This window comes from Pseudomonas sp. 14P_5.3_Bac1, from assembly GCF_025466135.1.
Taxonomy (GTDB): domain Bacteria; phylum Pseudomonadota; class Gammaproteobacteria; order Pseudomonadales; family Pseudomonadaceae; genus Aquipseudomonas.
The window spans coordinates 25,077-48,773 of the sequence record NZ_JANLOF010000086.1; the positions used below are offsets into that span (position 1 = coordinate 25,077).

Consider the following 23,697-nt stretch of genomic DNA (forward strand, 5'->3'; position numbering starts at 1 on the left):
ATCGGGAACCGAATGTGCGGTTCCGGGTCGATCAGTGCGGCGCGAACGCGGTTTATACTGCCGTCGCTCGGCTTTTCAGGTAGCCATCTCACCGATTCAGGGTTGATTCATGCGTAACGATGCTAAAGACGATTTCGACAACGTTCCCAGCCTGCGGGCAGACATCGGGGACGATGATGATTTCGAGCCGACACCTGCTACCTCCGTGCGCTCGCGCAATACGCCGGTGGTCAAGGTCAAGAGCGCCACGACCGGCCCGTTGTGGGCACTGGTGGGCGCGCTGCTGATCGCCTTTGCGGGCCTTGCCTGGTGGAGCTTTCAGCAGATTTCCCTGATGGGCCAGCAGTTGGTTGCCACGCAAGAAAGCTTTGCGCGCATCAGTGAAGAAGCGGCGGGGCGTTTGCAGGACATATCCGGCAAGGTGGTCGCCAGCGAAGCCAACGTGAACAACGGCAGCGAAGCGCTCAAGTTGCAAATCAAGCAGCTGGAAGCGCAGTTGCAGGAGCAAGGCAAGCAGCAGGTCGGCGTTGCCGGCCAGGCGAGCGAGCTGGACCAGCGCCTGGCGCAAATGACCGCCAGCACGACCGACCTGGCCAATGCGAATGCCAAGTTACAGGGCCAGGTGCAGGCGTTGACCGACGCGGTGGCAACGCTCAAGGCGGCGCAAAGCGAAATCAAAGACCTGTCTGCCGACGTGGCTGCCCTGAAAAAACAGGGCAACCCGAGCGCGGCGATTGCGCGCCTGGAGCAGGACCTGGTGGTACTCAAAAGCGCCCAGGACAACCAGCCCGCCAACAGCGATGCGCCGACCAATAAAGAGTTCGACGTGTTCCGTATCCAGACCACGCGCAACATCACCACGTTGCAGAGCCAGGTGCAGAACCTGCAGCAACAGCTCAACGAGCCGGCGAAAGTCAGGCCTCTAGGAGGGCAGTGATAGTCGGTGTGAGCCGGTTTCAAACTGTGAGAGCTGGCTTGCCTGCGATAGCGGTCTGCCAGCTCATGCTTTGTAACTGACCCACCGCTGTCGCAGGCAAACCAGCTCCCACAATCAGATGGGGGCCAGAGTTGGGCGCAGGGCTCGCGTCTGGATTGTCACCGGCTGGTGACATTTCCAGTCCCCTTCGTTACTTGCCCTCATGTCACCCTTGTTTAGACTCCGGTCATCCCATAAAAAATAATAAGGGCCACCCATGACCATGCAACCACTGCCTGCCAGTAGTTGGCTGAACGCACCTGCCCATCACAGCTGGCTCGCCACCGAAGGCCAGCGCCTGCTGGCATTCGCCAAGGCCTCGCGCCTGCCTGACGGTTTTGGCAACCTCGATGATCAAGGCCAATTGCCGGCCGATGCCCACGCCGAAACCATGAACACCGCCCGCATGACCCACAGCTTCGCCATGGCCCACGCCATGGGCCTGCCCGGTTATGTCGACCTGGTGGCGCACGGCGTCGCGGCCCTGAGTGGCCCATTGCGTGATAGCGAGCACGGCGGTTGGTTCGCCGCGGCCCACGCCGTCGATGGCAACCGTGGCAAGGCCGCTTACCTGCATGCTTTCGTTGCCCTCGCCGCGAGTTCGGCGGTGGCAGTGGGCGCGCCCGGTGCTCAGAATCTGTTGAACGACGCCGTGCACATCATCGACCAGTTTTTCTGGAGCGAGGAGGAGGGCGCCATGCTCGAGTCCTTTGCCCAGGACTGGACCGGTGTGGAGGCTTATCGCGGCGCCAACAGCAACATGCACGCTACCGAAGCGTTTCTGGCGCTGGCCGATGTCACCGCAGACACGCGCTGGCTGGACCGCGCACTGCGTATTGTCGAGCGCGTTATTCACACCTGCGCCGCCGGCAACCAGTTCATGGTCATCGAGCATTTCGACGCCCAGTGGCAACCGCTGCTGGGCTACAACGAAGACAATCCCGCCGACGGCTTTCGCCCTTATGGCATCACCCCCGGCCACGGTTTTGAGTGGGCGCGGCTGCTGCTGCACCTGGAGGCGGCCCGCCTGCAAGCCGGGCTGATGACCCCGGACTGGCTGGTCACCGATGCCAAGGGCTTGTTCGCCAGTGCCTGCGAATACGCCTGGGCCGTGGACGGTGCGCCTGGCATTGTCTACACGCTCGATTGGAACCACCGCCCGGTGGTGCGCGAGCGCCTGCACTGGACCCATGCCGAAGCCAGCGCCGCTGCCCAAGCGCTGCTCAAACGCACCGCAGAGCTGCATTACGAAATCTGGTATCGGCGGTTCTGGGAGTTTTGCGAAAACCACTTTATCGACCGTGTCCATGGCAGCTGGCACCACGAGCTGAGCCCGCACAACCAGCCCAGCAGCAAGATCTGGGGCGGCAAGCCAGACCTTTATCACGCCTGGCAAGCGGTGGTGCTGCCTGCGCTACCCTTGTCACCCAGCATGACCAGCGCTTTGGCACAGGGTTGTTATGTCACCAAATGGTGACATTTGTACGTCCCTTTGTTACCTGCGCCTTGAAAATCCCTGTTTAAACTCCGTGCAGCGCAAGCTCTAGACTTGCATGCATAACAACAAGAAAAGGTACTCAGATGAACGCGATTAATCGCCTCGCCGTAGCTATTTCCATTGCCTCGTTGTTTCCCCTCAGTGCATTTGCCGCCGACTCGAAAGGGACGGTTGAAGTTGTGCATTGGTGGACCTCGGGCGGTGAAAAAGCGGCTGTAGATGTCCTGAAGGCCCAAGTTGAGAAAGACGGCTTCACCTGGAAAGACGGTGCTGTCGCAGGCGGCGGTGGTGCCACGGCCATGACCGTGCTGAAAAGCCGCGCAGTTGCCGGCAACCCGCCCGGCGTTGCCCAGATCAAAGGCCCCGACATCCAGGAATGGGCGTCCACTGGCTTGCTCGACACCGACGTGCTCAAAGACGTCGCCAAAGAAGAAAAGTGGGACTCCCTGCTCGACAAGAAAGTCTCCGATACCGTGAAGTACGAAGGTAACTACGTTGCCGTACCGGTCAACATCCACCGCGTCAACTGGCTGTGGATCAACCCGGAAGTCTTCAAGAAAGCCGGTATCACCAAGAACCCGACCACCCTCGAAGAATTCTACGCAGCCGGCGACAAGCTCAAAGCCGCGGGCTTCATTCCGCTTGCCCACGGTGGCCAGCCTTGGCAGGACAGCACCGTATTCGAAGCGGTCGTGCTGTCGGTGATGGGTGCCGACGGCTACAAGAAAGCCCTGGTTGACCTGGACAACGGCGCGCTGACCGGTCCTGAAATGGTCAAGGCTCTGACTGAGCTGAAGAAAGTCGCGACCTACATGGACGTCGACGGCAAAGGCCAGGACTGGAACCTGGAAGCAGGCAAAGTCATCAACGGCAAGGCCGGCATGCAGATCATGGGTGACTGGGCCAAGTCCGAGTGGACCGCCGCCAAGAAAGTCGCCGGTAAGGATTACGAGTGCGTAGCCTTTCCGGGCACCGACAAAGCCTTCACCTACAACATCGACTCCCTGGCGGTGTTCAAGCAGAAAGACAAAGGCACTGCTGCCGGTCAGCAGGACATTGCCAAAGTCGTGCTGGGTGAAAACTTCCAGAAAGTCTTCAGCATCAACAAGGGCTCGATCCCTGTGCGCACCGACATGCTCAACGAAATGGACAAGCTCGGTTTCGACTCCTGCGCCCAGACCGCTGCCAAAGACTTCCTGGCTGACGCCAAGACGGGCGGCCTGCAGCCAAGCATGGCGCACAACATGGCCACCACCCTGGCCGTGCAAGGTGCGTTCTTTGATGTCGTGACCAACTACATCAACGACCCGAAAGCCGACCCGGCCGACACCGCCAAGAAACTCGGCGCTGCGATCAAGTCTGCGAAGTAACGGTTAGCACGGCTGATCCTTGTGAGGGGAAACCCCCTGACCCCTCACAAGGTTTGTTCCTGTAGTCCTTTTTCCCTGTACTGGATTTTCCCATGAGTTCTGTTGCTGTGTTCAGCAAGGCCTCGCCGTTCGATGCACTGCAGCGCTGGCTCCCTAAACTGGTGCTGGCGCCCAGCATGTTCATCGTGCTGGTGGGCTTTTATGGCTACATCCTGTGGACGTTCGTGCTGTCGTTCACCACATCCACCTTCCTGCCAAGTTACAAATGGGCCGGCCTTGCGCAATACGCGCGGTTGTTCGACAACGACCGCTGGTGGGTAGCGAGCAAGAACCTGGCGGTTTTTGGCGGGATGTTTATCGGTATCACCCTGGTGATTGGCGTGACCCTGGCGATTTTCCTCGACCAGAAAATCCGCCGCGAAGGTTTTATCCGCACCATTTACCTGTACCCGATGGCGCTCTCGATGATCGTCACCGGTACCGCCTGGAAATGGCTGCTCAACCCGGGCATGGGCCTGGACAAACTTCTGCGTGACTGGGGCTGGGAAGGCTTCCGTCTCGACTGGCTGATCGACCCCGACCGCGTCGTGTACTGCCTGGTGATTGCCGCCGTGTGGCAAGCCTCCGGTTTCATCATGGCGATGTTCCTCGCCGGCCTGCGTGGCGTTGATCAGTCGATCATCCGTGCCGCGCAGATCGACGGCGCGAGCCTGCCGCGCATCTACTGGAGCGTGGTGCTGCCCAGCCTGCGTCCGGTGTTCTTCAGTGCGGTAATGATCCTGGCGCACATCGCCATCAAGAGCTTCGACCTGGTGGCGGCAATGACCGCCGGCGGCCCGGGCTACTCCTCCGACCTGCCTGCGATGTTCATGTACTCGTTCACCTTCAGTCGTGGCCAGATGGGCATGGGCTCGGCCAGTGCAATCCTGATGCTCGGCGCGATCCTCGCGATCATCGTGCCTTACCTGTACTCCGAGCTGAGGACCAAGCGTAATGACTAGTCTCGCTTCCAAACCGACCACCAGCCTGAGTCGCGTCGCGATCTACGCGGTGCTGATCCTCGCGGTGCTGCTGTACCTGGTGCCGCTGGTGGTGATGCTGCTGACCAGCTTCAAAACCCCGGAAGACATCAGCACCGGCAACCTGCTGAGCTGGCCGACCGTGGTCACCGGCATCGGCTGGGTCAAGGCCTGGGCCACTGTAGATGGCTACTTCTGGAACTCGATCAAGATCACCGTTCCGGCCGTATTGATCTCCACCGCCATCGGCGCGTTGAATGGCTATGTGCTGTCGTTCTGGCGCTTTAAAGGCTCGCAGTTGTTCTTCGGCCTGCTGTTGTTCGGCTGCTTCCTGCCGTTCCAGACCGTGCTGCTGCCGGCCTCGTTCACCCTCGGCAAAATGGGCCTGGCCAGTACCACCACCGGCCTGGTGTTTGTGCACGTGGTCTACGGGTTGGCGTTTACTACACTGTTCTTCCGTAACTACTACGTGAGCATTCCGGATGCGCTGATCAAGGCGGCACGACTGGACGGTGCGGGTTTTTTCACCATCTTCCGTCAGATCATTCTGCCGATGTCGACGCCGATCATCATGGTCTGCCTGATCTGGCAGTTCACCCAGATCTGGAACGACTTCCTGTTCGGTGTGGTGTTCTCCAGCGGCGACTCGCAGCCCATTACGGTGGCGCTGAACAACCTGGTCAACACCAGCACCGGGGCCAAGGAATATAACGTGGATATGGCGGCGGCGATGATCGCCGGGCTGCCGACCCTGCTGGTCTATGTGATCGCAGGCAAGTATTTCGTGCGCGGCCTCACGGCCGGCGCGGTCAAGGGGTAATCATGGCTACGCTTGAACTTCGCAATGTAAACAAGACCTATGGCGCCGGCCTGCCCGACACCTTGAAGAACATCGAACTGTCGATCAAGGAAGGCGAATTCCTGATCCTGGTCGGCCCTTCGGGTTGCGGCAAATCCACGCTGATGAACTGCATCGCCGGGCTTGAAACCATCACCGGCGGCGCGATCATGATCGGTGATAAAGACGTCAGCGGCATGAGCCCCAAGGATCGCGACATCGCCATGGTGTTCCAGTCCTACGCGCTGTACCCGACCATGAGCGTGCGCGAGAACATCGAGTTCGGCCTGAAGATTCGCAAAATGAGCCAGGCCGATATCGACACCGAAGTAGCGCGCGTGGCCAAGCTGCTGCAGATCGAACACTTGCTCAACCGTAAACCGGGACAACTGTCCGGTGGCCAGCAACAGCGTGTGGCCATGGGCCGTGCCCTGGCGCGTCGGCCGAAGATCTACCTGTTCGACGAACCGCTGTCCAACCTCGACGCCAAGCTGCGCGTCGAGATGCGCACCGAAATGAAACTGATGCACCAGCGTCTGAAAACCACCACCGTCTACGTCACCCACGATCAGATCGAAGCGATGACCCTGGGCGACAAAGTGGCGGTGATGAAGGACGGCATCATCCAGCAGTTCGGCACGCCAAAAGAGATCTACAACAACCCGGCCAACCAATTTGTGGCGAGCTTCATTGGTTCGCCGCCGATGAACTTCGTGCCGCTGCGCCTGCAACGCAAGGACGGTCGTCTGGTGGCGCTGCTCGACAGCGGCCAGGCGCGCTGCGAGCTGGCGCTTAACGTGTCGGACGCCGGCCTCGAAGACCGCGACGTGATCCTGGGCCTGCGCCCGGAGCAGATCATGCTGGCGGCAGGCGAGGGCGACAGCGCATCGAGCATTCGTGCCGAAGTCCAGGTCACCGAGCCGACTGGTCCGGACACCCTGGTGTTCGTGCAACTGAACGACACCAAGGTCTGCTGCCGCCTGGCGCCCGACGTGGCGCCGCAGGTGGGCGAGACCCTGACCCTGCAATTCGATCCAGCCAAGGTGCTGCTGTTTGACGCCAACACCGGCGAGCGCCTGGGCACTGCCGCTTCATTGCCAGCACAGGACCGTGCGGATAATGTGGCCCAATTCAAGGGACGCTGAGTGTTGCGCCTGAATGGATAACTTGTTGTTTTAGTTAAAAAAAGTAACCCGCGTTAGATAAAAACAGTTTAATAACAATAAAGACGAGGATGTAGGGATGAAAAAGCAACACAACAACACCCGGCTGATCTGCCAACTGTCAGCGGCAGCAGCCCTGGTATTGTCCGCCAATGCGATGGCGGACGATGCTTTCAGTGCCGATTCCAAGTGGATGACCGGCGATTGGGGCGGCGAGCGTACCAAGCTGATCGAGCAAGGTATCGATATCAAGGCTGATTACGTTGGGGAAGTCGGTGGCAACCTGAGCGGTGGCTACAACAACGACAAAACTGCCCGTTACGCTGACCAGTTCGGTCTGGGCGTAGCACTGGATCTGCAAAAGCTGTGGGGCTGGGATAACACCCAGGCCAAGATCCAACTGACCAACCGGAACGGCGCAAACATCTCCAATGACCGCATTGGTGACCCGCGTGCCGGCACCTTGAGTTCGTCTCAAGAAGTTGATGGCCGAGGCCACATGGTGCGTCTGACCCAGTTCTGGATTCAGCACCAGATGTTCGACAACAAGTTGGACGTGAAGCTCGGTTACTTCGGTGAAGGCGAAGACTTCAACACCTTCCCATGCGACTTCCAGAACCTGTCGTTCTGCGGCTCGCAAGTGGGTAACTACGTCAACACCTGGTACAACTGGCCTGTCAGCCAGGCGGCGATCCGCGTGAAGTACAACATCACGCCTGAGCTGTATGCGCAAATCGGTGCGTACAACCAGAACCCATCGCAGCTGGAGCACGGCAACGGCTTCAAACTCAGCGGCAGCGGCACCAAGGGCACCGTATTGCCGGTGGAATTGGTCTGGTCGCCGAAGGTCAATGGCCTGCCGGGCGAATACCGTGTGGGTTACTACAAGAGCACCGCTGACGCTACCGACGTACGTGAAGACGTCAACGGTAACGATGCGGGCACCACCGGTGCGGCGTTCCGCGTGCGTAGCAGCAAAAGCGGCTACTGGGGCGTTCTGCAACAGCAACTCACCACGCACAATGGCGATGCTTCGCGCGGCCTGAACATTGCGGCCAACGTGACCTTCCACGACAAAGACACCAACCTGGTCGACAACTACCAGTCGCTGATGCTTGTGTATAAAGGTCCATTCGACGCGCGTACCAAAGATGACGTCGGTATCGGTGTTTCCCGCATCCATGCCAACAGTGACGTGAAGAAAAACGCTGAGCTGCTCAACGCGGCCGGTGGCTTCACCGACTACGACCAGTCCGGTTACGCACCGCTGCGTAACACCGAGTACAACGTCGAACTCAACTACGGCATCCACGTCACCAACTGGCTGACCGTGCGTCCTAACCTGCAATACATCGCCAACCCAGGTGGTGTGAAACAAGTCGACAACGCGGTAGTAGCGGGCCTGAAAATTCAGTCTACGTTCTAACGCTGTTGCGATAAGCTCCTTCTCTCTGTGCGCATTTTGCGGATAGCCATGGCTATCCGCTTTTTTTTGGATTGCACTGTGAAGAACTTCAGGACCGTGGCACATGCATGAGCATCCGCTGCAACGCTTTTTCAAATCCCTGCGCGAGCGTCCGGTGTTCGCCTGGGAACGCTTTCAGATGCGCGACGTGTTGGTCATCGACCATCCGTTGTGCCAGGCAGTGTTCAGCCGTCAGGGCGCGCAATTGCTGCACTTTCAACCGCGTGGCCAGAAACCCTGGCTGTGGTGCGCGGCCAAGTGGCCGCAAGTCGGCGCCATCCGAGGCGGCGTGCCGGTGTGCTGGCCGTGGTATGGGCGCCATCCGAGCGAAAACGCGTGGCCTTCCCATGGGTGGGCGCGGCTGATCGACTGGAAGCTGCTCGACAGCAGCACCGACGACGACGGCGTGCGCCTGCACTGGCAATTGCAGCTGTGCGACTGGCAGGTCGACCTGCATGCACACCTGGGTGAAACCCTGGAACTGCGCCTGTGCACCGAGCATCAGGACGAGTTGCCGTGCCAATTGAGCCATGCTTTGCACGCCTATTGGCGTATTGGTCACGTGGATGAGATAGCGCTGTCTGGGCTTGATGGCGCGCAAGGTTATGACCAGCTCAATCGCCAGGCTTGCCAGCAGGAAGGCGAGCTGCGCGTGGATGGCGGGTGCCAACGGGTGTTCCAGCACGAGGGCGAATTGCACCTCAAGGACCACGCCTGGCAACGCGAATTGTGCATCGACACCGGCGACAGCGCCGACACCGTGGTGTGGCACCCGGGCAGCCGGCCGTTGTTGGGCGTGAGCTTTAACGAGGCGTCAGGGTTTGTGTGCGTGGAGTCGGCGATGGCCGGTGCGAGCTTGGCACCGGGGGAGAGGGCGCATTTGAGTTTGCAGGCCAGGGCAGGGGCTTAGTGGTGCGGCTGATGGCCTCATCGGGGGCAAGTGAAGCCAGCACACAGGCTGGCTTAGTTGAACTCATCCCCCACCGGATACCGGCTGTCATTCAGGCTCTCTTTGATCTTGCGCAAATGCGGCTGGAAATCCACCCCGCGGCGCAAGGTCATGCCGGTCGCCAGTACATCCAGCACGGTGAGCTGGATGATCCGCGAGGTCATCGGCATGTAGATGTCCGTGTCTTCGGGCAGCGGAATGTTCAGGCTTACCGTACTGGCCTTGGCCAGTGGCGAGTTCTCGGCGGTCACGCCCAGCACTGACGCACCGTTTTCCCGGGCGATGCGCGCCACTTCCACCAACTCACGGGTACGCCCGGTGTAGGAAATAATCACGAACAGCTCGCCCGTATGCGCCACAGACGCGATCATGCGCTGCATCAGCACGTCGGCATGCGCGGTCACGGCCAGGTTGAAGCGAAAAAATTTGTGCAGCGCATCCATGGCCACCGGGGCCGAAGCGCCAAGGCCGAAGAAGTGGATCTGCCGCGCCTGGATCAACAGGTCCACGGCCTTGCTGATCAGGGCCGGGTCCAGGGCCTGGCAGGCGCTGTCCAGCGAGGCAATGGCGCTGCCAAAGATCTTCTGCGTGTAGGCCTCAGGGTTATCATCGGCTTCCACGGCGCGGCTGACATACGCCGCGCCACTGGCCAAACTTTGCGCCAGCTGCAATTTAAGTTCAGGGTAACCGCTGACGCCGAACGAACGGCAGAAACGGTTGACCGTCGGTTCACTGACCGAGGCGGCTTGGGCGAGGGCGGCGATAGAGAAGCGGGTCGCCTGCTGCGGGTTGAGCAGGATAACCTCGGCGACTTTTTTCTCGGCCTTGTTCAATTCTTCGAGGCGGTTCCGGATCTGTTCCAGAAGATTTCGCACGCGGTCCATTCAGTCTTTCCTTCGGGCGACGATGCAAATTAAGGGCGATAACCAATCGACGAGTGGTTATTTGCGGTGGCCTATCCTACTGAGGGTAGCTGAACACCACCACTCGGAATGCGTATTTCGGGAAAATGTTGTGGTTATTACTACATTTTTCCTTGAGTGATGCCTTGAAAAAAGGTATTTGTAGCTTAACTTGATAAAAGAACAAACATCATGCCTTCGATAACCGTAGAACCCTGCACCTTTGCCCTGTTTGGCGCGTTGGGTGATCTGGCGCTGCGCAAGTTATTTCCTGCTCTCTATCAACTCGATGGCGCGGGCCTCCTGCACGACGACACGCGCATCCTGGCCCTGGCCCGTGAGGCCGGCTCCGAACAGCAACACATTGCCCACATCGAGAAAGAACTGCGTAAGTACGTCGGCAAGGAACTTGATGAAGCCGTGGCGACACGCTTCCTCGCGCGCCTGGCCTATGTGCATGTCGATTTCATGAAAGCCGACGATTACGTCGGCCTGGCCGAGAAGGTCGGTAGCGACCAACGCCTGATCGCCTATTTCGCCACTCCGGCGGCTGTTTACGGGGCGATCTGCGAAAACCTGGCCAAGGTCGGCCTGGCGGAAAACACCCGCGTCGTGCTCGAAAAACCCATCGGTTCGGACCTGGAGTCCTCGCGCAAGGTCAACGACGCCGTGGCGCAGTTTTTCCCGGAAAACCGCACCTACCGTATCGACCACTACCTGGGCAAAGAGACGGTCCAGAACCTGATCGCGTTGCGTTTTGCCAACAGCCTGTTCGAAACCCAGTGGAACCAGCACTACATTTCCCACGTGGAAATCACCGTGGCCGAGCAAGTGGGTATCGAAGGCCGCTGGGGTTACTTCGACAAGGCCGGCCAGCTGCGCGACATGATCCAGAACCACCTGTTGCAACTGCTTTGCCTGATCGCCATGGACCCGCCGGCCGACCTGTCCGCCGACAGCATCCGTGACGAGAAGGTCAAGGTGCTCAAGGCGCTGGCGCCGATCAGCCCGGAAGGCCTGACCACCCAAGTGGTGCGCGGCCAGTACATCGCCGGCTACAGCGCCGGCAAGCCGGTGCCGGGTTACCTGGAAGAAGAGAATTCCAACACCCAGAGCGACACCGAAACGTTTGTCGCCCTGCGTGCCGATATTCGTAACTGGCGTTGGGCCGGGGTGCCGTTCTACCTGCGTACCGGCAAGCGCATGCCGCAAAAGCTGTCGCAGATCGTCATCCACTTCAAGGAACCGTCCCACTACATCTTCGCCCCCGAGCAGCGCCTGCAGATCAGCAACAAACTGATCATCCGCCTGCAGCCGGACGAAGGTATTTCCTTGCGTGTGATGACCAAGGAGCAGGGCCTGGACAAAGGCATGCAGCTGCGCAGTGGCCCGCTGCAACTGAATTTTTCCGACACCTATCGCAGCACCCGTATTCCGGATGCCTACGAGCGGTTGTTGCTGGAAGTAATGCGCGGCAATCAAAACCTGTTTGTTCGCAAAGATGAAATCGAAGCCGCGTGGAAGTGGTGTGACCAGTTGATCGCCGGGTGGAAAAAATCCGGTGATGCGCCCAAGCCGTACGCGGCGGGTTCCTGGGGGCCGATGAGCTCAATTGCACTGATCACGCGGGATGGGAGGTCATGGTATGGCGATATCTGAATTGAAACTGCCTCAGGGCGTAACTGCTCATGAGTACCGCACGCCTGTATTGCTGGCCGATGGCCTGGCCAATGACGTGGCCGAGCAACTGCGCGCGGCCATCAGTGCCCGTGGCGAGGCGACCCTGGTGGTGTCCGGCGGCCGCAGCCCTGTGGCGTTTTTCCAGAACCTGGCCAAACAGGGGCTGGACTGGTCCAAGGTCACCATCACGCTGGCCGACGAACGTTGGGTGCCGGTGGAACACGCCGACAGCAATGCCGGCCTGCTGAAGAAATACTTGCTGCAAGGTCCAGCGGCCAAGGCCAAGTTCCTCAGCCTGTATCACGTTGCCGCCACGCTTGAAGATGCCGCCGAACTGGCCGATCGCCAGTTGGCAGAGTTGCCCGCCATCGACGTGCTGGTACTCGGCATGGGCGATGACGGCCACACCGCGTCGCTGTTCCCCAACAGCCCGAACCTGGCTGAAGCACTCAAGGCCGACGGTACCCGCCGTTGCTGGCCGATGCTTGCGCCGACCGTGCCGCACCAGCGCCTGACCATGAGTCGCGCGTTGCTTGCCACGGCCCACTACACCGTGCTGTCGATTTCCGGCAGCGCCAAATTGACCACCTTGAGCGCCGCGCTGGCCAGTGACGACGTTGCTGCCATGCCGATACGCGCGTTTTTGCAACCTACTTTAGAGATTTACTGGTGCCCATGAGCCAAGGATCAGCCGCTATGAAAAGCCCTCAACCGACCGTGTCCATGGCGGATAAAGTTGCCTTGATCGACAGCCTCTGCGCCAAGGCGCGGATCCTGCCGGTGATCACCATCGCCCGCGAGCAGGACATCCTGCCGCTGGCCGATGCCCTGGCAGCGGGCGGTTTGACCGCATTGGAAGTGACCTTGCGTTCCGAGTTCGGCCTCAAGGCGATTCAAGTGCTGCGCGAGCAACGCCCTGAATTGTGCACCGGTGCCGGCACCGTGCTCGACCGTCACATGCTCGAAGCCGCCGAAGTGGCGGGCTCGCAGTTTATCGTCACGCCAGGCATTACCCGTGACCTGCTGGAAGCCTCGGTGCACAGCCCGATCCCGTTGCTGCCAGGCATCAGCAATGCCTCCGGCATCATGGAAGGCTATGGCCTGGGTTACCGTCGCTTCAAACTGTTCCCGGCTGAAGTGAGTGGCGGCGTTGCTGCGATCAAGGCGCTGGGTGGTCCGTTCGGCGAAGTGAAATTCTGCCCAACCGGAGGTGTTGGCCCGGCCAACATCAAAAACTACATGGCGTTGAAAAACGTGATGTGCGTGGGCGGTAGCTGGATGCTTGATCCGGAGTGGATCAAGAACGGCGACTGGGCCCGCATCCAGGAAGTCACCGCACAGGCGCTGGCACTGCTGGATTGAGCTGATTTACCGAATCGTTGTTGCTGTGCTTAACGGCATTTTTGCGGCGCACTTGGTCGGTGTGCCGCTTTTTTTTGCCTGTAGAAAACCTCAAATCTAACGCTGAGCAATGTGGGAGCGGGCTTGCTCGCGAATGCGCTGGTTCAGTTGGCCTATTCGTCGACTGACCCAGCCTATTCGCGAGCAAGCCCGCTCCCACATTTCAGTCCGCGCTTAGCTCGGTTATTGCTTTGACCAAGGCATCGATGTCTGCCGCCGAAGTCACCAACCCCGGCGTCACCCGAATGCAGCTGCCAAAGGCCGCGCCGACACGGGTGGTGGTAAACAGGTCGTAGTCCTTGAGCAACCGATCCGCCATCACCTGCTGATCACGTCCGGTGAACTTGAACCCCGTGATCCCGCAATACAGCCGTGGGTCATCCGGCGTCAGCACTTCGATGCCCGGCAGCTGACGCACCGGGTTCACCCACAGATCCCGCAGGTAATTGACCCGTGCGCCCTTGGCCGCCGAGCCACCCAGTGCACGGTGCTCTTCCAGCACCAGCGGCAAGGTCATCAGCGCCGGGAAATTCGGTGTGCTATAGGGCGTACGCGCGCGAACATCGGTGGCCGGGTAATGACACTCGCCCATGTCCGGGTCGATATCGGCCAGGCGCTCCGGGGCGATGTACAGAAAGCCCAGGGTCAGCGGCGCGCCGATCCATTTGTGCAAATTGAAGCCGGCGAACTGGATGCCCAGTTGGGCGAGGTTGAATTCGATCTGGCCCAGGGCGTGGGCGCCATCGAGGATCACATCCACGCCGTGCTCACGTGCGGCTGTGGCAATCGCCTCGACGGGCATTACCAGGCCGGTGCGGTGGGTCACGTGGGTCAGGGCCATCAACTTGAGGCGCGGGTACTGCACAAACGCAGTGCGATAAGTCTGCACCAGGCTGTCGAAACTGGCCGGATGAGCGTGGGATAACTCGATCACCTCCACACCGCGATAGCCCGCCAGCCAGCGCATCGCGCCTTTGACCGTGTCGTACTCCAGGTCGCTGATCAGCACTTGGTCGCCCGGTTGCAGGTTGTTGTAGTTGCGGATCAGTGACTGCAAAGCCTCTGTGGCATTGCGGGTGAACGCAATCGACTCCGGGTCGGCGTCGATCAGTCCGGCCAGTTGGCGGCGCACCTCGTCGTTTTCACCCTGCTCAAAGCGCTGGCGCACATACAGCGAGTTGCTGCGGTTGATAAACGCGACGTGCTCCAGGTACTGCGCCCGTACCGCGTGGTTCATACGCCCGAAGTAGCCGTTTTCCAGATTGATCGGGCCAGGTTCCAGCTCATAGCGCTGGGCAATGGCCTGCCAGTGACGTTCGTTATCTGCATTCCTTGGCATGGCGAGGCTCTCAGTGGCGGGGGGCAGGTTTGCCGTGCTTTACGCGCAGCGGTTCCAATAGTTCGGACAGGCCGTTGTGGTCGATTTCCTGCATCAACGCCAGCAAGCCGCCCAACTCGCCGTGAGGGAAACCCTCACGGGCGAACCAGTTCAGGTAGGGGCCGGGCAAGTCGGCGATGATCCGTCCCTTGTATTTGCCGAAGGGCATTTCGCGGGTGATCAGCAATTCAAGTTTTTCGGGGTTCATGGTCTTCAAGCGTTCAAGTCGAGACCTTGGAAAATACAGGCATTCTGCATGAAGGCCAAATGACAGATCATGCAAATAACTCGCATACAGATGGTTCAATAATTTTTATCTTGTTGAAAAATAAGGAAAAAGTTGTTTTTTAAAACTTGGCACGGGCGCTGCAATCATTAATACACGTTTCTTAACCCGCACAAGGAATTGAAAAATGACTGATATCAACAAAGAATCGATCTCTGTACTTAACGACCTGATCGAGACCAGCAAAGACGGCCAGAAAGGCTTCGCAACTTGTGCTGAAGACATCAAGCACCCAGAGCTCAAAGCGCTCTTCCAGAAACGTGCCGCCGATTGCGCCAGCGCTGCCGCTGAGCTGCAAACCGCTGTGAAAGCCTTGGGTGGCGATCCGGAAAATTCCGGTTCGGTTGCCGGCGCACTGCACCGTGGTTGGGTCGACGTGAAATCGATGGTTACCGGCAAAGATGAAGAAGCCGTACTGAACGAAGCCGAGCGCGGTGAAGACCACGCACTGAAGGCTTACAAAGAAGCGATCGAGAAGATCAACAAGCACAACCTGCTGGGTATTCGTGACCTGGTTGAGCGTCAGTTCCACGGCGCCCAACGTAACCACGACCAGGTGAAAGCCCTGCGTAACCAGGCTCGCGCTCAGTCTTGAGTCGCGCCTGATTAGAAAAAGCCCCGCTGATGCGGGGCTTTTTTATGGGCGATTTTTATACCCGGGTATCAGCCGATGCTGATCGGCGGCAGTTCGGTCAATGTCACCACCTGCTGCTTGCGGGGTGCGAGGATTTCCGCCTCACCGTCCACTACCAGCTCATCGCGCTGGTTGAACACGCGAGTGGCGATGCGCACGCGAAACTTGGGCAGCTTCTCGAGGATTTCCAGACGCACGGTCAAGGTGTCGCCGATTTTCACTGGCTTCTGGAAGCTCATCTGCTGGCCGATATAGATAGTGCCCGGCCCAGGCAGCTCGCAGGCAACGGCCGCGCTGATCAGGGCGCCGCTGAACATGCCGTGGGCGATACGCTCCTTGAACATGGTCGCCTTGGCGTACTCGGCATCCAGGTGCACCGGGTTGTGGTCGCCGGACATCGCGGCAAACAACTGGATATCGCGCTCTTCGACTGTCTTGCTGTAGCTGGCGGTCTGACCGACTTCGAGGGCTTCGTACGGGGTGTTGGTAACCTGAGTCATCTCGGGGTGCATCCTGTGGCTAATCGGTAATTAAACAGTATGATTTTAAGCGTTTGATTTTAAACGAAAAATTATTCGCAGCGGGTCGGCCTGCGCAAGGTCAGAGCCTGTTGCAACCACGCCAGTACATCCGCTGTGACTTCATCACGGTTGGTTTCGTTGAACACTTCATGACGCGCCTGCGGGTAGATATTCAATTGCAGGTGCTGACAGCCGGCCTCACGCAACGCATGGGCCAGGCTTTTGAGACGCTTGCCTTCACTCACCGGATCACATTCGCCGCCCATTACCAGGATCGGCAGGCCCGGATCGATCTGCGCGAGATTGGACGCTTTGCTGATTTGCTGCAAGCCGCCCAGCAGGTCGATCCACAACTGGTTGGTGCAGCGAAAGCCGCAAAGCGGGTCGGTGATGTACTGGTCGACCTCGACCGGGTCGCGACTGAGCCAATCAAACGCCGTTCGGTTGGGCTTGAAGGCTTTATTGAACGAGCCGAACGACAGGAACTCGATCAGCGCACTGCGCCCGCGCAAACCCTGGCGTGCCCGCTCGATACGAGCAATCACCGCTGCCGCGCGGTACAGCGCAATCGGCTGGAAATTCGAACCGCTGAGAATCGCGCCATTCAGGCTGGCGCTGTGGTGCAGCAGGTAGGCCTGGGCGATGTAGCTGCCCATGCTGTGGCCCAGCAGAATAATGGGCAGCCCCGGCTGCTGCTGGCCGATGTGCTGGTTGAGGCTGGCCAGGTCGCCCACCACTTTGTTCCAGCCGTCCTTTTCGGCGTACAGCCCCAGCGTGCCTTCATCGGCGGTGCGGCCATGACCGCGCTGGTCCAGCGCATACAGGCCGTAACCGGCACCGCACAGGGCTTGGGCCAGGCGTGCATATCGACCGCTGTGCTCGGCCATGCCGTGGGACAGCATGATGATTGCCCGGGTCTCGCCTTCCGGCAGCCATTGATTGACGTACAGGCGGCTGCGGTCATTCGCGGTCAGCCAGAAGGTGCTGTGGTTCATGGCGCTTCCTTTGCTCAGGGTCGTTGCAGTGTATAGCTCATCCTCGGGCTTGCGTCTGATCAGTGCAGGCCCTTGTAGGAAGATTCACGCAATTAATGACGCTCTTTCCTGTATTTGCCTGTTTGGCCATAGCTGCTAACGTCCCCAAAGCTCCGCTTTTTATAGCAGCACGTTTTTTATCGCTGCAGCGGTCGGACACACTCAGGTAAGAGGACAAGAATAATGCAACCTGATTTCTGGAATGACAAACGCGCCGCGGGCGTTCCCAATGACATCGACCTCACCACGTACAAGTCGGTGATCGAAGTCTTCGAACGTTCCTGCAAGGCCTTTGCCGACCGTCCGGCGTTCAGCAACATGGGCATCACCCTGACCTACGCCGAGCTTGAGCGCCAGAGCGCTGCGTTCGCCGGTTACCTGCAGCAACACACCGACCTCAAGCCGGGCGAGCGTATCGCGGTGCAGCTGCCCAACGTGCTGCATTACCCGATTGCCGTGTTCGGCGCACTGCGCGCCGGGCTGATCGTGGTCAACACCAACCCGTTGTACACCCCGCGCGAGATGCGTCACCAGTTCAAGGATGCCGGCGTGCGTGCGCTGGTGTACCTCAACCTGTTTGGTGCGAGGGTGCAGGAGGTGTGCGCCGACACCGAGATCGACTACCTGATCGAAGCCAAAATGGGCGACTTCATGCCGGCCGCCAAGGGCTGGTTGATCAACACCGTGGTCGACAAAGTCAAGAAAATGGTCCCGGCCTACCACCTGCCACGGGCGGTGTCGTTTAAACGCGCGTTGCGCATGGGCGCGGGGCAAGGGGTGATCCGGCATCCGGTCACGCTGGATGACATCGCCGTGCTGCAATACACCGGCGGCACCACTGGTCTGGCCAAGGGCGCGATGCTCACTCACGGCAACCTGGTGGCGAATATGCAGCAGGTCCGGGCGTGCATGTCCCAGGTCACCGACGATGGCCAGCCGCTGGTAAAGGAAGGGCAGGAGGTGATGATCGCGCCGCTGCCGCTGTACCACATCTATGCCTTCACGGCGAACTGCATGTGCATGATGGTGACCGGCAACCACAACGTGCTGATCACCAACCCGCGCGACATCGGCGGGTTCATCAAAGAGCTGAAAAAGTGGCGGTTCTCCTGCCTGCTGGGGCTCAACACCCTGTTTGTGGCACTGCTGGACCACCCCGACTTCAAGACCCTGGATTTCTCCCACCTCAAGATCACCAACTCCGGCGGCACCGCCCTGATCAAGGCCACGGCCGAGCGCTGGAAGGCGGTGACCGGGTGTTCCATCGGCGAAGGCTACGGCCTGACAGAAACCTCACCCGTGGCCAGCACCAACCCGTACGGCAGCCAATCGCGCCTGGGCACGGTAGGCATTCCGGTGCCGGGTACAGCGATGAAGGTGATCGACGATGACGGGCACGAGCTGCCACTGGGTGAGCGCGGCGAGCTGTGCATCAAGGGCCCGCAGGTGATGAAGGGTTACTGGCAGCAGCCGGCCGCTACCGCCGAGGCGCTGGACGCCGACGGTTGGTTCAAGACGGGTGACATTGCGGTGATCGACAACGATGGCTTCGTCAGCATCGTTGATCGCAAGAAAGACCTGATCATCGTTTCGGGCTTCAACGTTTATCCCAACGAGATCGAAGACGTGGTGATGGCCCACCCGGCGGTGGCCAACTGCGCGGTCATCGGCGTGCCGGATGACCGCACCGGGGAGGCGGTGAAGCTGTTTGTCGTGGCGCGTACCCAAGGCGTGAGCCTTGAAGAACTGAAGGCGTACTGCAAGACCAATTTCACCGGGTACAAAGTGCCCAAGCATATTGTGTTGCGCGACTCGCTGCCGATGACGCCGGTAGGCAAGATTTTGCGCAGGGAGCTTCGCGACATCGCCTGACCCTGCTTGAAATCCACTCAAAATGTGGGAGGGGGCTTGCCCCCGATGGCGGTGTATCAGTCAGCAGATGTGTTGGCTGAAACACCGCTATCGGGGGCAAGCCCCCTTACACATAGATTCTTTATTGCCCTGAAAACCCTATTCCAGAGCCTTTTGCTGGGATATTTCATCGCAGCTTAAAGTGTGACCAAATATTGTAGGACAGTCATGTTTATGACCGTAGGGGCCCCTTTTGGCTCTAGGCGGCCCTTGGCAAAGCTGCTACTCTCGGCGCGCTTTGTGACTTCTCGGCCTGCTTGAAAGCGCCAGACTCACCTTTAAAAAAACATACACCAATAATAATCGCATCAAATGCGATGATGAATTCGCGTCGCTGAGGAGTGGGCTTCCATGAACGAAGACTTTTGGAAGGATAAGTACCCCGCCGGGATTGCTGCAGACATCAATCCAGACGAGTATCCAAATATTCAGGCGGTACTGAAACAGTCCTGCCAGCGCTTCGCCGACAAGCCGGCTTTCAGCAACCTGGGCAAAACAATCACCTACGGTGAACTGTACGAATTGTCCGGTGCTTTCGCCGCTTACCTGCAACAACATACCGACTTGAAGCCTGGCGATCGCATTGCCGTGCAACTGCCCAATGTCCTGCAATACCCGGTTGCGGTGTTCGGCGCCATCCGTGCCGGCCTGATCGTGGTCAACACCAACCCGCTGTATACCGCGCGGGAAATGGAACACCAATTCAATGATTCCGGGGCCAAGGCCCTGGTCTGCCTGGCGAACATGGCGCACCTGGCTGAAAAAGTCGTGCCCAAGACCGCCGTCAAACACGTGATCGTCACCGAAGTCGCCGACCTGTTGTCGCCGTTCAAGCGCCTGCTGATCAACAGCGTCATCAAGTACGTGAAGAAAATGGTCCCGGCCTATCACTTGCCCAAGGCGATCAAGTTCAACGACGTGCTGGCCAAGGGGCACGGCCAAGCGGTCAATGATGCCAGCCCGGCCAGCAGTGATGTTGCCGTGCTGCAATACACCGGCGGCACCACCGGCGTGGCCAAGGGCGCGATGCTCACCCACCGCAACCTGGTCGCCAACATGCTGCAGTGCAAGGCGCTGATGGGCTCCAACCTCAACGAAGGTTGCGAAATCCTGATCACGCCGCTGCCGCTGTACCACATCTATGCCTTCACCTTTCATTGCATGGCGATGATGCTGATCGGCAACCACAACATCCTGATCAGCAACCCGCGCGACTTGCCGGCGATGGTCAAGGAACTGTCGAAGTGGAAGTTCAGCGGCTTTGTCGGCCTCAACACGTTGTTCGTGGCGCTGTGCAATAACGAAGGTTTTCGCAAGCTGGACTTCTCTGCGCTGAAAGTCACCCTGTCCGGCGGCATGGCCCTGCAACTGGCTGCGGCCGAGCGTTGGAAAGACGTGACCGGTTGCAACATCTGCGAAGGCTACGGCATGACCGAAACCAGCCCGGTGGCGACGGTCAATCCGATCCAGAACATCCAGATCGGCACCATCGGCATTCCAGTGCCATCGACTGTGTGCAAAGTCATCACCGACGACGGCGTCGAGCTGGCCCTCGGTGAAATCGGCGAACTGTGCGTCAAAGGCCCGCAAGTGATGAAGGGCTACTGGCAGCGCGAAGACGCTACCGCCGAAATCCTCGACAGCGAAGGCTGGTTGAAGACCGGCGACATCGCGATCATCCAGCCTGACGGCTACATGCGCATCGTCGATCGCAAGAAAGACATGATTCTGGTCTCCGGCTTCAACGTCTATCCCAACGAGCTGGAAGACGTGCTGGCAACCTTGCCGGGCGTGCTGCAGTGCGCGGCCATCGGCGTGCCGGATGAGAAATCCGGTGAGCACATCAAGATCTTCATCGTGGTCAAGCCCGGTGCCACCCTGACCAAAGACCAGGTGATGGAGCACATGCGCGCCAATGTCACCGGCTACAAGGTGCCCAAGGCCGTTGAGTTCCGTGATGCATTGCCGACCACCAACGTGGGCAAGATCCTGCGACGTGAGTTGCGTGATGAAGAGCTGAAGAAGCTCGGCCTGAAAAAGTAACCCAATAAAAACCCCGCAATTGCGGGGTTTTTTTATGGCCTGTTGCTGGCGAAACACTATCCCTGTGGGAGCTGGCTTGCCTGCGATAGCGGCGTAACTGTCAATGTAATGTGACTGACCTACCGCTATCGCAGGCAAGCCAGCTCCCACACTGTTTCACCGAGTGCTTACACCGCAAACTGCGCGAAGCTCACACCCGAACCCGCCGGGCGCACATCGGTGAGGAACGAGTCCTTGTCCGCGCTCAGCTCCAGAGTGATTTCCGGGCTGCGCTTGCCTGCATTGCGCACCACCAGGCCTTCAAGTTTTTCACGCAAAAATGCTGTCGGCACCTTCAGGTGCAGCAACTGGTCGGACTCGGCGTTATGCATCAACAGGTGAATCCACTCGTACTGGCCCACGGCAATACGGCCCACCGGCAGGTCGAACCACCAGATGTTGCGTTTGCGGTCCAGGTCGGTGAAGTGGCAGTTGTTGAGGCCGAGTACGGCACCGCCCAGTTCCTGGTTTCTGCGGGCGATAGCCTGTGCTTTATTGAGTTTCATAACCTTCCTACGGGATCTGTTATTCAGCGTTATAGCCTGAATGTGCGGGGCATTCTCGTGGGTTGGCTGCAAAACATAAAGCCAAACCTGCAGGCGGCGATGAAATGCGGGTCGAAAAATAATTGAAACTCTGCCGAACAGCCTCGGGTCAATCTCTACGTAATGACCAAAAACCTCGATTGTTCCAGGAGAAATACCATGAGCAGCACATCGGATAAGGCAAAAGGTTTGGCTAACGAAGCCGTCGGCAACGTCAAGCAAGGTGTTGGCAAAGTGACTGGCAACGACAAGCTGCGCGCCGAAGGCGTGGTTCAAGAAAAGAAAGGCGAAGTGCAGAAAGCGGTGGGCGATACCAAAGACGCGGTAAAAAAAGCCACCAAGTAAGTCTGAATCGCTGGCTGTATGCGTGCAGCCCGACGGCCATCCACGGATGGCCGTTTTTATGTCAGATGCTGCAACTAAAATCTGGTAATTGTTTCAAAGTCGCCAAGTAGGCTACTTTTGATGTAGAAAACGGCCCCTGAGTCGCCCACGACCTCACCCTTTTGCGGCGAAAGGAGACGCTATGATTTTTCCGGTATTACAAGGTTTACCCCTGCATAAGGTGCTGGTGCGCACCGTCAAGGAATTCGTCGATGACGAAATGCCCACCTATGCCTCGGCACTGGCCTACCAGATGCTGTTCTCGTTGTTTCCCTTCCTGCTGTTCCTTATCGCCCTGATCGGTTTCCTGCACCTGCCGGACTTTTTCACCTGGCTGCGCATGCAATCGGAACTGGTGTTGCCGCCCCAGGCGCTGGAGCAGGTCAACCCGGTGATCGACCAGTTGCAGCAGTCCAAAGGTGGCTTGCTCTCCGTGGGTATCGTGATTGCCCTGTGGACCGCGTCCGCCGGTGTACGGCTGATGATGAGCGCGATGAACGCCGCCTACGATGTGGTCGAAGGCCGTCCGATCTGGAAGCGCTTCCCGCTCTCGGTGTTCTACACCGTCGGCATCGCCGGCATGCTGCTCGCCGCCGCCGCCTTGATGGTGCTTGGCCCGCAGGTGATGGAGTGGCTCGCCGGGCAGATCGGCATGCAGGAATTCGTGGTGACCTTATGGACCATCCTGCGCTGGCCGCTGATCGTGATTTTGCTGATGTTCGCCGTGGCCCTCATGTATTACGTGATGCCCGATGTGGAGCAGAAATTCCGCTTCATCACGCCAGGCTCGGTGCTCGCCGTGGTGGTGTGGATCGTTGCTTCCCTGGGCTTTGGCTACTACGTTAAAACCTTCGCCGACTACAACGCCATGTATGGCAGTATCGGTGCGATCATCGTCCTGCTCCTGTACTTCTATATTTCCGCCGCGGTGCTGCTGCTGGGCGCGGAGATGAATGCCGTGATCGAACACATGTCGACTGAAGGCAAGGACCCGGGAGAAAAAGAGTTCGATGAACCCGCCGAACACGTTTCTGACACGGATGAAAAACAGCACGTCTCAGGCCTAGGCCGGGACCACTCCAAGCCCACACCCATTGAGCCTGATCGATGATCCGTGAAATCCTGAAAATGGGCGATGAGCGCCTGCTGCGTATTGCACCGCCGGTTCCGCCGGAAATGTTCGACAGCCCCGAGCTTTGGCAGTTGATTGACGACATGTTCCAGACCATGGAACACGTCGGCGGCGTTGGCCTGGCCGCACCGCAGATCGGCGTCGATCTGCAACTGGTGATCTTTGGTTTTGAGGCCAGCGAGCGTTACCCGGATGCGCCACCGGTGCCGCAGACCATCCTGATCAACCCGTTGATCACCCCGCTCAGCCCGGTGGTGGAAGAGGGCTATGAAGGTTGCTTGTCCGTGCCCGGCCTGCGTGGCGCGGTAGACCGGTATCAGCAGATTCGCTACGAGGGTTTCGACCCTAAAGGCGAGCCGATCACACGCATCGCCGAGGGTTTCCATGCGCGCGTGGTGCAGCATGAATGCGATCACCTGATCGGCCGGTTGTATCCCTCGCGGATTACCGACTTCAGCAAGTTCGGGTTTATCGAAGTGATGTTTCCGGACATGGATCCGAAGACTGACGAGTAGTACTCAGGCACTGA

At 59.1% G+C, this 23,697-nt stretch carries 23 protein-coding genes; 17 read left to right on the forward strand and 6 right to left on the reverse strand.

Annotated elements, in window-relative coordinates; all coding sequences use genetic code 11:
- Nucleotides 1-109 precede the first annotated feature (109 nt).
- The 8 genes from NTD89_RS25890 to NTD89_RS25925 all read left to right on the forward strand — a co-directional run bounded on the left by NTD89_RS25890 (nucleotide 110) and on the right by NTD89_RS25925 (nucleotide 9,239).
- On the forward strand, nucleotides 110-937 hold the full coding sequence (locus NTD89_RS25890) for an ATPase (protein ID WP_262210409.1): 828 nt from the start codon (nucleotides 110-112) through the stop codon (nucleotides 935-937).
- A 256-nt stretch (nucleotides 938-1,193) separates the two neighbouring features.
- A complete protein-coding gene (locus tag NTD89_RS25895) occupies nucleotides 1,194-2,453 on the forward strand; it encodes an AGE family epimerase/isomerase (RefSeq protein ID WP_262210411.1) in 1,260 nt (419 codons plus the stop codon).
- Nucleotides 2,454-2,557: 104 nt separating this feature from the next.
- Nucleotides 2,558-3,844 (forward strand): ABC transporter substrate-binding protein, encoded by a 1,287-nt coding sequence (locus NTD89_RS25900; protein WP_106578439.1) that lies wholly within the window; start codon nucleotides 2,558-2,560, stop codon nucleotides 3,842-3,844.
- Between the two features lie 92 nt (nucleotides 3,845-3,936).
- Nucleotides 3,937-4,845: a carbohydrate ABC transporter permease gene (locus NTD89_RS25905; protein ID WP_053257700.1), complete on the forward strand. Its 909-nt coding sequence runs from the start codon at nucleotides 3,937-3,939 to the stop codon at nucleotides 4,843-4,845.
- Complete coding sequence (locus tag NTD89_RS25910; RefSeq protein WP_262210414.1) at nucleotides 4,838-5,683, forward strand: carbohydrate ABC transporter permease; 846 nt, start codon at nucleotides 4,838-4,840, stop codon at nucleotides 5,681-5,683. The genes NTD89_RS25905 and NTD89_RS25910 overlap by 8 nt, the downstream gene beginning before the upstream one ends.
- A gap of 2 nt (nucleotides 5,684-5,685) precedes the next feature.
- Entirely contained in the window at nucleotides 5,686-6,846 is a 1,161-nt protein-coding gene (locus tag NTD89_RS25915; protein ID WP_145159523.1) for an ABC transporter ATP-binding protein, read from the forward strand.
- Nucleotides 6,847-6,943: 97 nt separating this feature from the next.
- Nucleotides 6,944-8,290, forward strand: a complete 1,347-nt coding sequence (locus NTD89_RS25920) for a carbohydrate porin (RefSeq protein WP_145159521.1) — start codon at nucleotides 6,944-6,946, stop codon at nucleotides 8,288-8,290.
- 103 nt (nucleotides 8,291-8,393) lie between these two features.
- A complete protein-coding gene (locus NTD89_RS25925; protein ID WP_124418336.1) occupies nucleotides 8,394-9,239 on the forward strand; it encodes a D-hexose-6-phosphate mutarotase in 846 nt (281 codons plus the stop codon).
- 53 nt (nucleotides 9,240-9,292) lie between these two features.
- Here the strand turns inward: NTD89_RS25925 and NTD89_RS25930 are convergent, their stop codons facing one another.
- Complete coding sequence (locus NTD89_RS25930; protein ID WP_170039859.1) at nucleotides 9,293-10,153, reverse strand: MurR/RpiR family transcriptional regulator; 861 nt, start codon at nucleotides 10,151-10,153, stop codon at nucleotides 9,293-9,295.
- Nucleotides 10,154-10,372: 219 nt separating this feature from the next.
- Between NTD89_RS25930 and zwf the strand changes: the two genes are divergently transcribed.
- From zwf to NTD89_RS25945, 3 genes are read left to right on the forward strand one after another with little or no spacing between them, the layout of a single operon-like run.
- On the forward strand, nucleotides 10,373-11,839 hold the full coding sequence (zwf, locus tag NTD89_RS25935; protein WP_262210415.1) for a glucose-6-phosphate dehydrogenase: 1,467 nt from the start codon (nucleotides 10,373-10,375) through the stop codon (nucleotides 11,837-11,839).
- Entirely contained in the window at nucleotides 11,826-12,539 is a 714-nt protein-coding gene (gene pgl / locus NTD89_RS25940; protein WP_145159519.1) for a 6-phosphogluconolactonase, read from the forward strand. The genes zwf and pgl overlap by 14 nt, the downstream gene beginning before the upstream one ends.
- A 17-nt stretch (nucleotides 12,540-12,556) precedes the next feature.
- A complete protein-coding gene (locus NTD89_RS25945) occupies nucleotides 12,557-13,222 on the forward strand; it encodes a bifunctional 4-hydroxy-2-oxoglutarate aldolase/2-dehydro-3-deoxy-phosphogluconate aldolase (RefSeq protein ID WP_106578446.1) in 666 nt (221 codons plus the stop codon).
- 202 nt (nucleotides 13,223-13,424) lie between these two features.
- Here NTD89_RS25945 and NTD89_RS25950 read toward each other — a convergent pair whose 3' ends face one another.
- Both NTD89_RS25950 and NTD89_RS25955 read right to left on the reverse strand, forming a co-directional pair.
- Nucleotides 13,425-14,600: an aminotransferase class V-fold PLP-dependent enzyme gene (locus NTD89_RS25950; RefSeq protein ID WP_262210417.1), complete on the reverse strand. Its 1,176-nt coding sequence runs from the start codon at nucleotides 14,598-14,600 to the stop codon at nucleotides 13,425-13,427.
- A gap of 10 nt (nucleotides 14,601-14,610) precedes the next feature.
- Complete coding sequence (locus NTD89_RS25955; RefSeq protein ID WP_017139191.1) at nucleotides 14,611-14,847, reverse strand: DUF3820 family protein; 237 nt, start codon at nucleotides 14,845-14,847, stop codon at nucleotides 14,611-14,613.
- A 205-nt stretch (nucleotides 14,848-15,052) separates the two neighbouring features.
- On the opposite strand from NTD89_RS25955, the gene NTD89_RS25960 reads away from it, so the two are divergent.
- The gene (locus NTD89_RS25960; protein ID WP_145159513.1) at nucleotides 15,053-15,520 is read left to right on the forward strand and encodes a ferritin-like domain-containing protein; all 468 of its coding nucleotides are present in this window, start codon (nucleotides 15,053-15,055) and stop codon (nucleotides 15,518-15,520) included.
- Nucleotides 15,521-15,588: 68 nt separating this feature from the next.
- On the opposite strand, the gene NTD89_RS25965 is transcribed toward NTD89_RS25960, so the two are convergent.
- Both NTD89_RS25965 and NTD89_RS25970 read right to left on the reverse strand, forming a co-directional pair.
- Nucleotides 15,589-16,059, reverse strand: coding sequence for a MaoC family dehydratase (locus NTD89_RS25965; RefSeq protein ID WP_003175719.1), 471 nt, complete (start codon nucleotides 16,057-16,059; stop codon nucleotides 15,589-15,591).
- Nucleotides 16,060-16,130: 71 nt separating this feature from the next.
- Nucleotides 16,131-17,075, reverse strand: a complete 945-nt coding sequence (locus NTD89_RS25970; protein ID WP_262210418.1) for an alpha/beta hydrolase — start codon at nucleotides 17,073-17,075, stop codon at nucleotides 16,131-16,133.
- Between the two features lie 222 nt (nucleotides 17,076-17,297).
- Here NTD89_RS25970 and fadD2 point away from each other — a divergent pair, with 222 nt between their 5' ends.
- On the forward strand, nucleotides 17,298-18,986 hold the full coding sequence (gene fadD2 / locus NTD89_RS25975; protein WP_262210420.1) for a long-chain-fatty-acid--CoA ligase FadD2: 1,689 nt from the start codon (nucleotides 17,298-17,300) through the stop codon (nucleotides 18,984-18,986).
- 390 nt (nucleotides 18,987-19,376) lie between these two features.
- A complete protein-coding gene (gene fadD1, locus NTD89_RS25980) occupies nucleotides 19,377-21,068 on the forward strand; it encodes a long-chain-fatty-acid--CoA ligase FadD1 (protein WP_145159507.1) in 1,692 nt (563 codons plus the stop codon).
- A gap of 167 nt (nucleotides 21,069-21,235) precedes the next feature.
- Here the strand turns inward: fadD1 and NTD89_RS25985 are convergent, their stop codons facing one another.
- Nucleotides 21,236-21,613, reverse strand: coding sequence for a hypothetical protein (locus NTD89_RS25985; RefSeq protein ID WP_262210422.1), 378 nt, complete (start codon nucleotides 21,611-21,613; stop codon nucleotides 21,236-21,238).
- 198 nt (nucleotides 21,614-21,811) lie between these two features.
- Between NTD89_RS25985 and NTD89_RS25990 the strand changes: the two genes are divergently transcribed.
- From NTD89_RS25990 to def, 3 genes are all read left to right on the forward strand, one after another.
- Nucleotides 21,812-21,997: a CsbD family protein gene (locus NTD89_RS25990; protein ID WP_076015848.1), complete on the forward strand. Its 186-nt coding sequence runs from the start codon at nucleotides 21,812-21,814 to the stop codon at nucleotides 21,995-21,997.
- A 181-nt stretch (nucleotides 21,998-22,178) separates the two neighbouring features.
- The gene (locus tag NTD89_RS25995; protein WP_262210425.1) at nucleotides 22,179-23,147 is read left to right on the forward strand and encodes a YihY/virulence factor BrkB family protein; all 969 of its coding nucleotides are present in this window, start codon (nucleotides 22,179-22,181) and stop codon (nucleotides 23,145-23,147) included.
- Nucleotides 23,144-23,683 carry a peptide deformylase gene (gene def, locus NTD89_RS26000; RefSeq protein ID WP_262210427.1) on the forward strand — a complete coding sequence of 180 codons (540 nt, stop codon included), beginning with the start codon at nucleotides 23,144-23,146 and terminating at the stop codon, nucleotides 23,681-23,683. The genes NTD89_RS25995 and def overlap by 4 nt, the downstream gene beginning before the upstream one ends.
- The last annotated feature ends 14 nt before the right edge of the window (nucleotides 23,684-23,697 follow it).

What these genes read in the sequence shown, in the direction of transcription:
- NTD89_RS25890 (WP_262210409.1), top strand. Translation starts at nt 110, where the DNA reads ATGCGTAACGATGCTAAAGACGATTTCGACAACGTTCCCAGCCTGCGG.
- NTD89_RS25895 (WP_262210411.1), top strand. Translation starts at nt 1,194, where the DNA reads ATGACCATGCAACCACTGCCTGCCAGTAGTTGGCTGAACGCACCTGCC.
- NTD89_RS25900 (WP_106578439.1), top strand. Translation starts at nt 2,558, where the DNA reads ATGAACGCGATTAATCGCCTCGCCGTAGCTATTTCCATTGCCTCGTTG.
- NTD89_RS25905 (WP_053257700.1), top strand. Translation starts at nt 3,937, where the DNA reads ATGAGTTCTGTTGCTGTGTTCAGCAAGGCCTCGCCGTTCGATGCACTG.
- NTD89_RS25910 (WP_262210414.1), top strand. Translation starts at nt 4,838, where the DNA reads ATGACTAGTCTCGCTTCCAAACCGACCACCAGCCTGAGTCGCGTCGCG.
- NTD89_RS25915 (WP_145159523.1), top strand. Translation starts at nt 5,686, where the DNA reads ATGGCTACGCTTGAACTTCGCAATGTAAACAAGACCTATGGCGCCGGC.
- NTD89_RS25920 (WP_145159521.1), top strand. Translation starts at nt 6,944, where the DNA reads ATGAAAAAGCAACACAACAACACCCGGCTGATCTGCCAACTGTCAGCG.
- NTD89_RS25925 (WP_124418336.1), top strand. Translation starts at nt 8,394, where the DNA reads ATGCATGAGCATCCGCTGCAACGCTTTTTCAAATCCCTGCGCGAGCGT.
- zwf (WP_262210415.1), top strand. Translation starts at nt 10,373, where the DNA reads ATGCCTTCGATAACCGTAGAACCCTGCACCTTTGCCCTGTTTGGCGCG.
- pgl (WP_145159519.1), top strand. Translation starts at nt 11,826, where the DNA reads ATGGCGATATCTGAATTGAAACTGCCTCAGGGCGTAACTGCTCATGAG.
- NTD89_RS25945 (WP_106578446.1), top strand. Translation starts at nt 12,557, where the DNA reads ATGAAAAGCCCTCAACCGACCGTGTCCATGGCGGATAAAGTTGCCTTG.
- NTD89_RS25950 (WP_262210417.1), bottom strand. Translation starts at nt 14,600, where the DNA reads ATGCCAAGGAATGCAGATAACGAACGTCACTGGCAGGCCATTGCCCAG.
- NTD89_RS25955 (WP_017139191.1), bottom strand. Translation starts at nt 14,847, where the DNA reads ATGAACCCCGAAAAACTTGAATTGCTGATCACCCGCGAAATGCCCTTC.
- NTD89_RS25960 (WP_145159513.1), top strand. Translation starts at nt 15,053, where the DNA reads ATGACTGATATCAACAAAGAATCGATCTCTGTACTTAACGACCTGATC.
- NTD89_RS25965 (WP_003175719.1), bottom strand. Translation starts at nt 16,059, where the DNA reads ATGACTCAGGTTACCAACACCCCGTACGAAGCCCTCGAAGTCGGTCAG.
- NTD89_RS25970 (WP_262210418.1), bottom strand. Translation starts at nt 17,075, where the DNA reads ATGAACCACAGCACCTTCTGGCTGACCGCGAATGACCGCAGCCGCCTG.
- fadD2 (WP_262210420.1), top strand. Translation starts at nt 17,298, where the DNA reads ATGCAACCTGATTTCTGGAATGACAAACGCGCCGCGGGCGTTCCCAAT.
- fadD1 (WP_145159507.1), top strand. Translation starts at nt 19,377, where the DNA reads ATGAACGAAGACTTTTGGAAGGATAAGTACCCCGCCGGGATTGCTGCA.
- NTD89_RS25985 (WP_262210422.1), bottom strand. Translation starts at nt 21,613, where the DNA reads ATGAAACTCAATAAAGCACAGGCTATCGCCCGCAGAAACCAGGAACTG.
- NTD89_RS25990 (WP_076015848.1), top strand. Translation starts at nt 21,812, where the DNA reads ATGAGCAGCACATCGGATAAGGCAAAAGGTTTGGCTAACGAAGCCGTC.
- NTD89_RS25995 (WP_262210425.1), top strand. Translation starts at nt 22,179, where the DNA reads ATGATTTTTCCGGTATTACAAGGTTTACCCCTGCATAAGGTGCTGGTG.
- def (WP_262210427.1), top strand. Translation starts at nt 23,144, where the DNA reads ATGATCCGTGAAATCCTGAAAATGGGCGATGAGCGCCTGCTGCGTATT.